6 protein-coding genes are annotated in these 12,998 nt (G+C 72.0%); all 6 read right to left on the bottom strand.

The window, feature by feature from the left end; genetic code table 11:
* Positions 1-24: 24 nt before the first annotated feature.
* The gene (locus tag ACIGXX_RS42795) at positions 25-1,641 is read right to left on the bottom strand and encodes a succinic semialdehyde dehydrogenase (RefSeq protein WP_366463638.1); all 1,617 of its coding nucleotides are present in this window, start codon (positions 1,639-1,641) and stop codon (positions 25-27) included.
* A gap of 173 nt (positions 1,642-1,814) precedes the next feature.
* Positions 1,815-3,608: a serine/threonine-protein kinase gene (locus tag ACIGXX_RS42790; protein ID WP_351172118.1), complete on the bottom strand. Its 1,794-nt coding sequence runs from the start codon at positions 3,606-3,608 to the stop codon at positions 1,815-1,817.
* A 151-nt stretch (positions 3,609-3,759) separates the two neighbouring features.
* On the bottom strand, positions 3,760-5,400 hold the full coding sequence (locus ACIGXX_RS42785; RefSeq protein WP_351172115.1) for a serine/threonine-protein kinase: 1,641 nt from the start codon (positions 5,398-5,400) through the stop codon (positions 3,760-3,762).
* A 103-nt stretch (positions 5,401-5,503) separates the two neighbouring features.
* Positions 5,504-7,159 (bottom strand): serine/threonine-protein kinase, encoded by a 1,656-nt coding sequence (locus ACIGXX_RS42780; protein ID WP_399984537.1) that lies wholly within the window; start codon positions 7,157-7,159, stop codon positions 5,504-5,506.
* 218 nt (positions 7,160-7,377) lie between these two features.
* Complete coding sequence (locus ACIGXX_RS42775; RefSeq protein ID WP_399984470.1) at positions 7,378-10,470, bottom strand: protein kinase; 3,093 nt, start codon at positions 10,468-10,470, stop codon at positions 7,378-7,380.
* Between the two features lie 214 nt (positions 10,471-10,684).
* Complete coding sequence (locus ACIGXX_RS42770) at positions 10,685-12,925, bottom strand: serine/threonine-protein kinase (protein ID WP_399984467.1); 2,241 nt, start codon at positions 12,923-12,925, stop codon at positions 10,685-10,687.
* Positions 12,926-12,998 lie beyond the last annotated feature (73 nt).

Genomic DNA, 12,998 nt, shown 5'->3' with positions numbered 1-12,998 from the left:
TGAGGACCCACGCTCGGCTCCCTGCTAGCGCAGCCGCAGGGACTTCATGACCTTCAGGCTCAGGCTCATGAACGCCGCGTACTTCTCGTCGTCCATGCCGAAGGACGGCGCGAGCGGCATCAGGCGCTGGTGCGCGACGGTCTGCGCCTCGGTGTACTTCAGGATGCCCTCGGAGCCGTGCCGGCGGCCGAGGCCCGAGTCCTTCATTCCGCCCATCGGCGACTGCACGCTGCCGTAGGCGGGCGCGAAGCCCTCGTTCACGTTGACCGTGCCGGTGCGCAGGCGGGCCGCGATCTTGCGACCGCGGCTGCCGTCCTTCGTCCAGACCGAGGAGTTCAGGCCGTACGACGTGGAGTTGGCGAGCTCGACCGCTTCGTTCTCGTCGGTGAAGCGGTAGATGGAGACGACCGGACCGAAGGTCTCCTCGCCGCACACCGCCATCGGGGACTCGACGCCGTCCAGGATCGTCGGCTCGAAGAAGAACGGGCCGATGTCGGGACGTGCGACGCCGCCCGCGAGCAGCGTTGCGCCCTTGGCGACCGCCTCGTCGACGTGACGCCTGGTGGTCTCCAGCTGCCGCTCGCCGACCAGCGAGCCCATCTCCGCGCCGTACGCGAGGGAGCGGCCGAGCCGCATCGCCTTCGTCCGCGCCACGAAGCGCTCCACGAACTCGTCCGCGATCGCCTCGTGGACGTACAGCCGCTCGATGGAGATGCAGAGCTGGCCCGCCGACGAGAAGCAGGCGCGCACCGCGCCCGCCGCCGCCTTGTCGATGTCGGCGTCGTGCAGGACCAGCATGGCGTTCTTGCCGCCGAGTTCGAGCGAGACGCCGACGAGCCGGCCCGCCGCGCCCTGGGCGACCTCGCGGCCGACGCGGGTGGAGCCGGTGAAGGAGACGTAGTCGGCGTGCTTGACGATCTCGGGCCCGACGACGGGTCCCTCGCCGAGGACGACCTGGAAGACCTCGGAGGGCAGACCGGCCTCGATGATCAGGTCGCGCGCCCACAGGGCGGTCAGGCAGGTCTCCGTGTCGGGCTTCATCACCAGCGCGTTGCCCGCGACGAGCGCGGGAAGGGCGTCGCCGATGGACAGTTCCAGGGGGTAGTTCCAGGGCGCGATCTGGCCGACCACACCGCGCGGCTGCCGGTTCTCGGTGACCTTCGTGAGGGTCGGTACGACTCCGGTGTGCCGCTTGGGGTTCAGATACGCGGGGGCCTTGCGGCCGTAGTGCCGGGCGGCGACGGCGACGGCCTGGAGCTCCTCGTGCGCGTGCAGCCGGGCCTTGCCGGTCTCCAGCTGGATGAGGTCGAGGACCTCGGCCTGGCGCTGGAGCACCAGGTCGTGGAAGCGGAGCAGGACCGCGGCGCGGCGGCGGACCGGGGTGCGCTCCCAGGCGACCTGGGCCACGCGGGCGCGCTCGAAGGCGGTCGCCACGTCCTCGGGGGTGGACTCGGGCAGGTCGGCCAGCTTCTCGCCGGTGAACGGCGTGTGGTTGGCGGTCCGGCCCGTACCGACCACGTCCCGGGTGAGCTGCGCGATGAGCTCGGGAGTCACCACGTCGGCGGCGGTGCGCGCGCCTTGGGGGGCGGTGGCTATCGGGTTCGTTCCGAGGGGCGCTGCGGTGGCCTGCGAGTCCGTCATGGAGGTGAGCGTAGGCCCAGGTCAGGGTTTTGGGTACCCGTCGGTAATCAGCTTTCACCGCACAGACACACGATGCCAGCGATCGCTGGCGGCAAAGCCCCTGATCAGGGGCTTAACCGGAGTTGATCAACAACGGGTCGGCAATTTCGACGGCGCGCGCGGAAGGGGCCGGGTCAGAGCTTGTCGATCTCCAGGTTCGCGATGGCGGTCTTGGCGACCTCGCGGCCACGGGCGGTGAAGTCGCCCTTGCCCGGGTAGCCGATCAGCAACTTGTACATGTCACCGGACGTGGTCTTGTAGTAGAAGGCCTTGAGCTCGCGGGGGCGCGGATTCTCGGAGTCCGTGGTGTTGTAGACGACCGTGTTCTGCGCGGCCTCTTTCTCCTTGTACTTGACCTCGTCCTCGGGGCTGCTCTTGGGAGCGGGATCGGAGGCCATGCCGAGTTCGTAGTTGCCGGACTCCTTGAACTCGCCGTTGTCGTCGTACATCTCGGAGCCGGCGGAATCGGAGATCTCGTCCGAGTCGTCCTCGGACTTCTTGTCGAGGCTCAGGGTGACCCACACGCTGCCGCTCGGGTCGGTGTACGTGACCCAGTGGTCCTTCGCGTCCGCGTCGGCCTCCGGCACCGACTTCACGTACCCCGCGGGCACGGCCACCGTCGCGCCGAGCTCCTTCGCCTGCTGCTCCTTCCAACCGTCGGGCAGCGGCCCCGCGAACGGGTCGGCGATCACCAGGTACGCCGCCACGGCCGCGGCCACGACGACCGCGCCGATGCCCAGCAGGGCCTTCCGGCCGAGGGTGACACCCTTGCTGCCGCCGATTCCGCCCCCGCCGACCTGGACGACCCGCGTAGGCGCCACCTCCGGCGGCTTCGACGCTTCCTCCAGGAGGGCGCGGACCTGCGCGGCGCGCGGGCGCTGGCCCGGCTCCTTGCTGAGGAGCCCGTTGATCGCCTGCGCCAGCGGGCCCGAGGCCGAAGCCGGCGCCGCGGGCGTCGCGTTCAGGACGGACTGCAGCGTCGCGGGAGTGTTGTTGCGGCGGAACGGAGAGACGCCCTCCGTCGCGGCGTAGAGCACCACGCCCAGCGACCAGAGGTCCGACGCCGGGCCGGGGCGCTGGCCCAGCACCCGCTCCGGGGCGATGAACTCGGGCGAGCCGACGAAGCCGCCGGTGTCCGTCAGGTTCGTCTCGCCCTCGATCTGGGCGATGCCGAAGTCCGTGAGGATGACGCGGTCGTGCTGGCCCAGCATCACGTTGTCCGGCTTCACGTCACGGTGCAGGATGCCCGCCTGGTGGGCCGCGTCCAGGGCGCCGAGCACCTCCAGGCCGATCCGGGCGGCGTCGCGGGCGCCCAGGGTGCCCTCCTGGAGCGCGGCGCCCAGCGAGCGGCCCTGGACCAGCTCCATGACGATCCACGGCTGGCCGTCCTCCACCGCCACGTCGTGGACGTTGACCACGGCCGGGTGGTCGAGGCGGGCCGCGGCGCGCGCCTCGCGGCGCATCCGCTCGAAGACGTTGGCGCGCTCGCGCTCGGGGAGGTGGTCGGGGATGCGGGGTTCCTTGACGGCGACCTCGCGGTCCACCGTCTCGTCCTTCGCGCGCCAGACCGTGCCCATGCCGCCGTGGCCGAGCTTGGAGAGGAGGCGGTAGCGGCCCGCGATCAGGCGGCCCGCTCCCGGGTCCGTCTCGGACGGCTGGTTCGGCACCACCTGGGTGGGCTGTGCGTACGGCGACGGGGGCGGCGTCGGCGCGGCGGGCTGCTGCGGCCCCGCGGAGTACTGCGCGGTCTGCTGCTGCGACTGCGGGGGCTGCGCCTGCGAGGGCTGCTGCGGGTGCTGCGCCTGCGGCTGGTGCGGCTCCTGCGCGTACGGATTGCCGTCCTGGCCGTACGGCTGCCGCTGGGGCGGCTGAAGGCCGAAACTGGTGGGCTCGTACGGGCCGTGGTTGGGTCCCCCGTCATTACTCATGCCCACATCAGTACCCTGCCGGAGGTGTCCGGTTCCACTCGGGTCACTGACTTGTGACAGGGGTGATGCGCCGGGCGAATCCCCGGCCGCGTACGACGCGAACCGCCGGCCTCGTACGAGGCGAACCCTCAGCCGCGTACGACGCGCATCCTCAGTTCCGTACGAACGAGTCCACCGCCGTGTCGAAGTACCGCCTGCCCTCCTCGGCCATGCCGACCGGCGCCGAGACCCACACGTCGTACATCCGGCCGCCCTCCTCCCAGCACAGGTCGTACGTCTGCCGCTCGCCCTCCGCCTCCGTGAAGCCGTCCCAGCTGAACTCCCAGAGGGCCGCGGGCCGTCCGTTGTGCGAGGTCTCGGTGACCTCGCCGTCCCGGTAACCGGGGTTGTTCTGCGGGCCCTTGGCGGCGGAGCGCCGCTGCACCGCGAGCGGGCCGCCCGGCTCCGGGGCCGACTCCTTGATGCCGATGCGGAACGTTTCACCGGGCGACATGTAGAAGGTGCGGGGCCCGTCCACCCGGCGAGTGAAGCCGTCCGGCACCGCGAGCGTGAAGCCCCTGGGGTCCTCCGCGACGCGGTAGCCCTCGGGGGCCTCGGGCGTGGAGGGCTTCGGCGTGCGGGAGCCGCGCGTGACCGTCACCGTCGGGGTCGGCGACGGCGTCGGGGTCACCGTCTGCGTCTGCGCGGTCTGCGAACTCCGCGAGGGTGTCGTGGGCGTACCGCCCCCGTCGCCGTCCCTGCCCATCAGGAGCGCGACGGCGGACACCGCGGCCCCGGCCACCGCGGCCACCAGCGCGGCGGCGATCAGCACGACCCGGCGCCGGCGCCGGGAGCCGCCCGCCGGGTGCTCGGGCGGACGCGTGGGCAGGTCACGGTAGGTGGGCGTGTAGCCGCCGAGCCGCCCGCCCGGCAGCGCCGACGGCTGACCGCCGGCCCGGCCCGCGGGCGTGGACGGCATCCGCCCCGTCTCGACGTACGTCCGCAGCAGCCGCTCCGCGTCGTCCAGACCGAGCCGTCGGTCCGGGTTGCGTTCGAGGAGGCCGAGGACGACCGGCAGCAGCGGTGCGGCGGCGGGCGGCGGACGGATCTCGTCGAAGACGACGGCATGCAGCACGCCGCTGATCGAGTCACGGCGGAAGGGCGACTCGCCGGTGAGCGCGGCCACGAGGAGCGCGCCGAGCGACCAGAGGTCGGACTCGGGCCCCGTCCGCTCGCCCGACATCCGCTCGGGCGCGGTGTATTCGGGCGAGCCCACGAACGACCCGATCTCCGTGAGCGTCGTCGCCCCGCTGACCTGCGCGATCCCGAAGTCGGTGAGGACGACGCGCCCGGTGGCCTCCTCCATGAGGACGTTCGCGGGCTTGATGTCGCGGTGCAGGACCCCGGCGGCGTGCGCGACGCGCAGCGCGCCGAGCAGGTCGATGCCCATCCGGGCCACCGCACGCGCGTTCATCGGACCCGACCGCGCGATCCGCCCGGCCAGCGAACCGCCCTCGATCAACTCCATGACGATGTACGGATGCTCGCCCTGCACGACGACGTCGTGGACGACGATGATGTGCGGATGCCTGAGCTGCGCGGCCGCCCGCGCCTCGCGCAGGGTGCGCTCGCTCTGCTGCATCGCGTCGGATTCGGAGAGCGTGTCGTCGAGCACGAGTTCCTTTACGGCGACCTTGCGGCCGAGGAACTGATCCGTGGCCTGCCAGACCACGCCCATGCCACCCCTGCCGAGCCGCACATCCAGGCGGTAACGGCCAGCTATGACCCGGGCGTTGTCCCCCACGCTCCCCATGCGGCCATCATGCCCCACACGTGTGCGGACGGACCCTGTGGGCCTGAGCGGCGGGCTGGTTCAGGCCGCCCGTCCCAGCCACCCCGGTTGCGGACGGCCGCATTCAGCCCTCCCGCCAGCCCCGGAGTATCGCGTCGAACTGCTGGCGTGCCTTGTTCCAGTCGTCGGCCGGGGACGACATGTAAATCGCGTACTCGACGCCGTCACGGCTGAGATAGGTCTGTGAGATGGCGCGACGCGGACCCGCGGTCGTGTCGTTCGCCCCCGCCGTCCAGCTGAACTCCCAGAGCGAGCCCGCCCGGTCGCGGTAGGTGTTCTGGTCCAGCTGGAGCCGCTTGTAGCCGGGCAGCTTGGGACTCAGGCCCTTCTCCAGCTCCAGCTGGTGCGTGTAAGGGCTCTCGAACGTCGAGTTGCGGTCGATGCCGATGCGTACGAAGTGCCGCCCATGGTCGGGGGTGTAGTCGATCTGGCTTCCGTCGACCTCACGCTCCCAGCCCTTGGGCAGCATGAGGCTGAAGCCCTCGGCGTCCTTCACCCGCTGCCAGTCGTCGGGGATGCCACCGACGGTCTTGCCCGGCTTTCCGCCACTGGACTGCTCCGTACGGCCGTCGTCGCCGTCCGCGTAGTACAGGTAGCCGGCGGTTCCGCCGCCGAGCAGCACGACCGCCGCGACGGCCGCGACGATCGCGGGCCACTTGCGGCGCTTCGGGGGGCGGCTCGCGGGGTGGTCGGAGGGCTGGTGGGTGTGGCCCGGGACGACGGTGGTGCCGGAGTTGTGGGGCACCGGGGCGTGGGCGCCGCTCCCGTTGACGAGGGTGCCGGACTCCGCGGGGTGGTAGGCCTGCGGCTGTGACTGAGCCTGTTGGTGCTGTGGCTGCTGGTGCTGTGGCTGCTGGGACGTGGCGTGGACCTGCGTCGGCACGTACGCCTGCGCCGCGCTCGGCTGCCGCCCCTCCGCCGCCTCGGCGAGCATCAACTCGGCCACTTCGGCGGTCGGCCGGGTGTTCGGGTCCTTGCGCAGGAGCGCGCTGATGACAGAGGTGAGCGCCCCCGCGTGCTCGGCAGGCGCGGGCTCCTCCGTGACCACGGCCTGCATGGTGCCCAGCGGGGACGTGCGCCGGAACGGGGAGTTCCCCTCGACCGCCGTGTACAGCGTGGCGCCGAGCGCCCACAGGTCGGACGCGGGCCCGGGGTTGGCGCCGCTGACGCGCTCGGGCGCCAGATAGTCGACGGAGCCGACGACCTCGCCGGTCCGCGTGATCGTCGAGTCCCCCTCGATCGCGGCGATCCCGAAGTCGGTGAGCAGGATGCGCCGGTCGTTCGCCAGGAGCACGTTGCCGGGCTTGACGTCACGGTGCAGCACCCCGGCGGCGTGCGCGGCGCGCAGGGCCTTCAGGGTCCACAGGCCGATGCGGGCGGCCTCGACGGGGTCGATGCGGCCCTGCTCCTTGACGGCGTCCGCGAGCGAACAGCCCTCGACCAGCTCCATCACGATCCAGGGCCGGTCGTCGTACTCCAGGACGTCGTGGACGGTGACGACCGCGGGGTGGTTGATCCGGGCCGCGGCCCGCGCCTCCGCGTGCGTACGCGCGAAGAGGACCGCCCGGTCGGCCTCCGCCACGAACTGGGCAGCCGTCAGCTCCTTTACGGCGACGGCCCGGTGCAGCACCTCGTCCCGGGCGCGCCACACCCGTCCCATGCCGCCGCGGCCGATGGACTCTCCGAGCCGGTAGCGGCCCGCGAGGAGCAGGCCCTGCATCTGATTCACGATCCCCCGCATTGGTTCTGACAAGGCCCAGATTAGGTAGCGGGTGGCGCACGGGGAACCTCCGGGGTACTCGGAGACCTCACTGTGATGCGTCACGCAGTGAAACCGATTCGCCCACTGTGGCCGAAGAACGGTCAAATCCCTTACTCAAAGGGACAGATGGTGACTGCCGAGCGGCGCCGGGATGGCATCAAGGCGATCGGACGGCATCAATCGGTGACCTGGTAGGTCGCCGATGCCTGCTCGTAGAACCGGTCCACCTCGTCCCGCTCGGACTCGGGCCCCCGGATCTGCACGACGTGGTACTTCCCGCCGACGATCATCGCCAGATTGCGTACGAAGACCTCGCCGCCGCCCGGCCCCTGCCAGGTGAACTGCCCCTCACCCATGACCCGTCCGCCCACATCGATCCTGCGCATCCCGGAGGACTCCGCCCAGGTCGAGTCGCGGAAGGGCTGAAGTTCACGCTCGTGCTCGCGCTGGTACTTCATCGGGTCGCTGCCGTACTCGTCCGTGCCGTCCCGCCCCGGCACGACGATCAGCTCGAAGTCGCCCTGCGTGTAGACGACCTGCCCCCGCCCGTTCTTGGGCTGCCGGTCCCAGCCGCTCGCGACGGCGACCCGGAAGCCCTCGGCGTCCTTGCGGAGCGTGAAGCCCTTGGGCAGTTCGGGCCCGCTGGTCTGCGGCTGCTGCGAGTCGGGGCTCTTCTCGGGCTTGTCGCTGGGCTTGTCATCGGGCTTGTCGGACGTGCCGTCCTCGCTGGGCCTGGCGCTTGAGCTGCTGCCGGGGTCGGGCGACTGGCTGGTGCCGGGGTCCCCTGCGGAGCCCGCGCGATCGCTGCCCTCGTTCTCCCCCGCCTTGGGCATGAAGGCCACGGCGTACGCGACCGCCGCGACGAGCCCGACCAGGATGAGGATGAGCAGCAGGCGCCCCAGGGAACGCGGCCGCCCCGTCCCGCCGCGCTTGGGCGCGGGTGCGCGCGGGGGTGCGGCCGCGCGTGCGGGTGCGGGTCCGGACGCGAAGGCGGAGGCGGATCCGAACGCGGCGGCGGAGGCGGCCGCGGGAGCCGGGGCGACCGGCCTGGTCTCCCGCCCCCGCTTGTGCTGCTTGTGCTTGCGGCGCCCGTTCTGCCGGGAGTTCGGCTTGGGCGTGGCGGCGGGCGCGGGGGCGCGCCGCTTCTTGCGGCGTACGAGATCACCGCGACGGCGTACGACAGGCAGCCGCCTGGCGTCGAACGGCGGCGCGGGCACGACGTTCACACCGGCTTCCGGCTCGGGCGCGGAGCGGACCAGCGACCGCAGCCAGCCGTTCAGCTCCTCGAAGTCGAGCCGCTCGGTGGGGTCCTGGCGCAGCAACGACTCGACGACGGGCCGGAGCGGACCGCACTCCTCCGCGAAGGCGGGCGGCTCGGCGCACACCAGCTGAACGAGCTCGAAGGTGCTCTCCTCCGGGTAGGGCGCGTGGCCCTGCACGGCCCGGAACAGCAGGGCGCCCAGCGCCCAGAGGTCGGTGGCGGGCCCGATGGGCGGGGCAAGCTGCCAGTTCTCGTGCACGGGCCCGGCCTGCTCGGGCGCCCACCGCTCGGTCACGCCACCGACCACGGTCATGCGCGCATGCCGGGCGCGTTCGGCGGCGAGGGCGGTGGCGGGCCCACGCCGGGCCCCACTCCGCTCGGCGACGAGGGCGTCCCAGTAGCTGTGGCCGGATGTGGAGGGGGTGGCGGAGGTGGCGGGAGCGGGGGTGGGTGTGGCTGGGGGCTGGGTGTGGCTGGGGGTGGATGCCGGGGCGTCGTGCCGGGACGCGGGGCTGAAGCCTTGTCCTCCGTAGCCGGAGCCCTGGCTGTAGTCAGAGCCGGAGCCCTGGCTGTAACCGATGCCGGAGCCGTGGCTGTAGTCAGAGCCGGTGCCGTGGCTGTAGCCGGTGCCGGAGCTGTAGCCGGTGCCGGAGTCGGAGTTGTGGCCGGAGCCGGCGTCGTGGCCGGAGCCGGACCTAGCGCCCCGCCTGTCACGGTCACCGGCGGGGCCCAGCTGACCCGGCTGGGTCAGCTCGTCCCGGCCGCCCCCAAGCCCCTGCCCATCAAATCCACGACCGGCCCGGCGGCCAGGCGCCCCGCCAACCCCTTCAACGCCCCCAGCACCCCCAACGCCCTTGCCCGCACCAGCACCAGCACCAGCACCAGAGTTCGACGCCCCCGCGCCCCGGCTCCTCGGCACGGCCCCGTGCCACTGCTTCGTCTCCCCGACGCCATACGGGTCCAGGATCCGTCCGGCAGCCTCCGCCTCGTCACGGCCCCCGCTGCGGCTGCCGCCCCCGCCCCCGCTCCCGCCCTCCGCGCCGTACCCGCGCGGCCCTTCATCGTCGTACCCCTCGTAGCCCTCGTAGCCCTGATGTCCCTGGTGTCCCTGGTATCCCTCGACCTGCGCCGATTCACCGCCCCTGGGCCCCGGCAACTCCCCACCCGGCGCGGCGGGGCCGCGTCGCCCCTCGTCCTCGCTCACCCGCGCCGCGGCCCGAGCCCCGGCGCGATACGCGGCTATGGCGCTGGGGCGTGCCTCTTCGACCTCATGGGCCTGGTCGGGCTGCCCGGCATCGGGCTCATCCGTATCGGACCCGCCACCGGAACCAGCACTGGCACCGGCACCAGCCCCGTCCTCGAACCCCGCGAGGAACTCCTCGGGGCGAGGGTCGTACCCGCACAGCGCCTCTTCCGCCGCGCCCGCCGCCAGGCCCGTGAGGACCACCCGGCCGTCGTCGCAGACCAGGACCGTGCGGGCGGTGATGTTCCGGTGGACCCAGCCGTGCGCGTGCAGCACCCGCAGCGCCGTCACCACGTCCGACGCGATCTCCGCCGCCCGGTACGGGCTCAGCGGCCGGTCCGCGAGCAGCGCTGCCAGCGGCCTCGCCGCCACCAACTCGCTGACTATCCACAGCGAACCGCCCTCGGCGAACACGTCGAAGACCTGGTCGAGCCGCGGATGGTCGGGAATCTGCGCGGCGGCCTGCGCCGCCTCTATCGCGCGCCGCACGGCCGGGTCCGACGGCCTCCGCGTCGTACGCGCCGACGGCCGCCGCACCGCCCCCGCGCTCACGAACCCCGCCGGAAGCTCTCCCTCCGGGAGGTCGCGCTCGTCGAGCTCGAGCACTTCCGCGTCGACGACCTCAGGCAAGGGGACCTGCCTGACCAGGACTTCCTGCCCGCTGTAGGTGTCGAAGGCCCGCGTCTCGGCGAGTTCGTACTCGTCCGCGGGAGGCAGCGGCAGGCGGTAGCGGTCGGCGAGTACCCGCCCCGCGTATTCGTCCACGACGCCTCCCCCGTCCGCCCGGTGGTCAATTCCGTTCGTCTTACGCCCTGTTGCGGCTGCGTACGGTCCGCAGGCACTCACGATACGTGCCGGAGGCAAACCACATTGAGGGGATTCGAGATCTCGCCGGGACCTGTTCCGCGGACTCCCCGTCAGGGCTGTTCCGCGGACTCCCCGTCAGGCCCCGTTCCGCGGACTCCCCGCCACGCCGCCGCTACTTCTTCGGCTCGAACGACTTCGTGAAGGTCTTCCACGTGTCCTTGCGCTCGGCGCTGTCCCACTTGTCAGCCTTGGCCGTGTACATCATTCCGTAGCCCAGACTGCCGTTGACGACGAAGCCGCGGTCTATCGAGCGGTACTTCGTGCCGCCGTCGACGTACGTGAACTCCCAGTCCGCCGTGTTCCAGCCGCGGTAGTCGACCTTCTCTATCCGGATCCGCTTGTACTGCGACCGGACCATGTACGACTCCTGCTTCTTCCAGTCGCCCACGGGGTCGGACTTGGGGGTGGGGGTCCAGCCGATCAGCAGCTTCTGCCCGTCAGGACCGGTGAAACGCGCGCCCGCGGCAGCCGTGGTCTGGTACTTCCAGCCCTTGGGCAGGCCCACCGAGAAACCTTGGGAGTGCTTGTACGTCGAGTCGGCGCCGGCGCCCGGCTCCTTGCCGGGGTCCTTGCCGCTGTCGTCGTCGCCCTCGCCCGGGTCCTTGCTCTCGTCCGTACCGGGGCTCGCACCCGAACCGGCGCTGGCTTCCGTCTTGTCCCGGTCCTTCTCGGCGTCGTCCTGCCCGGTGTTCTTGTCCTCCTCCTTGTCCTGCTTGCCGCTGCCCGCGGTCGCCCCGCTGGACGCGGCCTTGTCCCCGCCGCCCTTGCTGTCCTGCCCACCGCTCTCGTCCCCGCTGTTCAGGGCGAAGGCCAGCACAGTCCCGAGGACCGCGAGCACGAGGGCCACCGAGATGATCACCAGCGTGCGCCGGGGCACCACGTCGGTGAGCGAGGCCTTGGGCGGCGTCGCACGCGGCGGCGTGGCGGGAACCGGCGGAGCGGAAGCGGAGGAAGCAGGTACAGACCCAGAACCTGAACCAGAACCAGATGCGGGTGCAGACGCAGCCGCCCCTGCGGCTGCTCCGGCCGCCCCGGAACGCGACGGCTTCTCCGCCACCGCGCCAGAACCGGTACCGGCTCCTGAGCCGGCGCCGGAAGGCGAAGCAGAACCGGAAGCAGCCGCCCCGGCTCCAGCGCCCGCCCCCGCACCCCGCGTGGTGGCCGCGGCCGCAGCCTTCCGCACCGACCGGAGCGCGCCCTTGAGCCGCTCAGCGGCCTCCTCGCCCTTACGGCCACCGGAGTCCACGGAGGACTCAGTGGTCCCGGAGGCCCCGGCGGACTCGGGCGTGGCCGCCGCACCAGAAGCACCCGCGGCACCCGCAGCGCCAGCAGAACCCGCGGCACCAGCAGCTGCGCCACCGGCCGCCGCTCCCGCCCCGGCCGCACGGCCGACGCCGCTCTTGCTCCTGCCCTTGCCGAACCGCTTCCCCAAGGTCGGCGGCACCGGAGGCAACGGCACGACCTTCGTCGCGTCGACCGGCTCCGGCTCGTCCTTGACCTCGGGCGCGTGAATCACGTCGACCAGGAGCGCACGCGCCCCCGCGTCGTCGAGCCGCTGCTCGGGGTCCTTGGCGAGCAGGCCGTAGATGACCTTCTCCAAGGGGCCCGCGTTCGTCGGCTGTTCGACGTCCTCGGTCATCACCGCGGTGAGGGTCGCGATCGCCGACCCCTTGTCGTACGGAGGAACGCCTTCCACCGCCGCGTACAGCAGACCGCCCAGCGACCACATGTCGGCCGCCGGGCCCGGCTTGTGCCCACGCGCCCGCTCCGGCGAGATGTACGAAGGCGCTCCGACGAGCATGCCGGTGGACGTGATCGACGGGTCGCCCTCCACCTGCGCGATGCCGAAGTCCGTGAGGACGACCCGGCCGTCCTCGGCGATCAGCACGTTGGACGGCTTCACGTCACGGTGCAGAATCCCCTCGCGGTGCGCGGACCGCAGGACGTCGAGCACCGCGAGGCCGACCTCGGCCGCGCGCCTCGGCGTGAGCAGCCCGTCCTCGCGAATGGCCTCGGCGAGCGACTTGCCCTCGACGAGCTCCATCACGATCCACGGCCGGTCGTCCTCGTCGACCACGTCGTACACGGTGACCGCACTGGTGTTGCGGATCCGCGCGATGGCCTTGGCCTCACGCAACGTACGCGTGATGAGCCGGCGCTTCTCCTCCTCGTCGATGCTCGAGGGAAAGCGCAGTTCCTTCACCGCGACGGTCCGGCCGAGTGTCTCGTCCTTGGCGCGCCAGACGGTTCCCATTCCGCCGCGGCCGAGCACTTCTCCCAGCCGGTAGCGCCCGGAGAGGAGACGTTCGCTCTTGTCCTGGCGGGACTGACCCGCCTGCTCCGCGTCCGACATGCGTCCCCTCTGCTGCTACCGCTGCTACCCGCGCAACCCGCCCTGACAGAGCCTCCATTGTCCCTCACTTCGG

Origin of the sequence: Streptomyces sp. NPDC055243 (assembly GCF_044544025.1) — a bacterium.
In the GTDB taxonomy this organism is placed as follows: domain Bacteria; phylum Actinomycetota; class Actinomycetes; order Streptomycetales; family Streptomycetaceae; genus Streptomyces.
The sequence above is the reverse complement of the archived record's forward strand: the minus strand, read 5'-3'. Positions and strand labels throughout refer to the sequence as shown.

Coding starts and splice junctions, on each gene's coding strand:
- ACIGXX_RS42795 (WP_366463638.1), bottom strand. CDS start 1,641: ATGACGGACTCGCAGGCCACCGCAGCGCCCCTCGGAACGAACCCGATA.
- ACIGXX_RS42785 (WP_351172115.1), bottom strand. CDS start 5,400: ATGGGGAGCGTGGGGGACAACGCCCGGGTCATAGCTGGCCGTTACCGC.
- ACIGXX_RS42790 (WP_351172118.1), bottom strand. CDS start 3,608: ATGAGTAATGACGGGGGACCCAACCACGGCCCGTACGAGCCCACCAGT.
- ACIGXX_RS42770 (WP_399984467.1), bottom strand. CDS start 12,925: ATGTCGGACGCGGAGCAGGCGGGTCAGTCCCGCCAGGACAAGAGCGAA.
- ACIGXX_RS42780 (WP_399984537.1), bottom strand. CDS start 7,159: ATGCAGGGCCTGCTCCTCGCGGGCCGCTACCGGCTCGGAGAGTCCATC.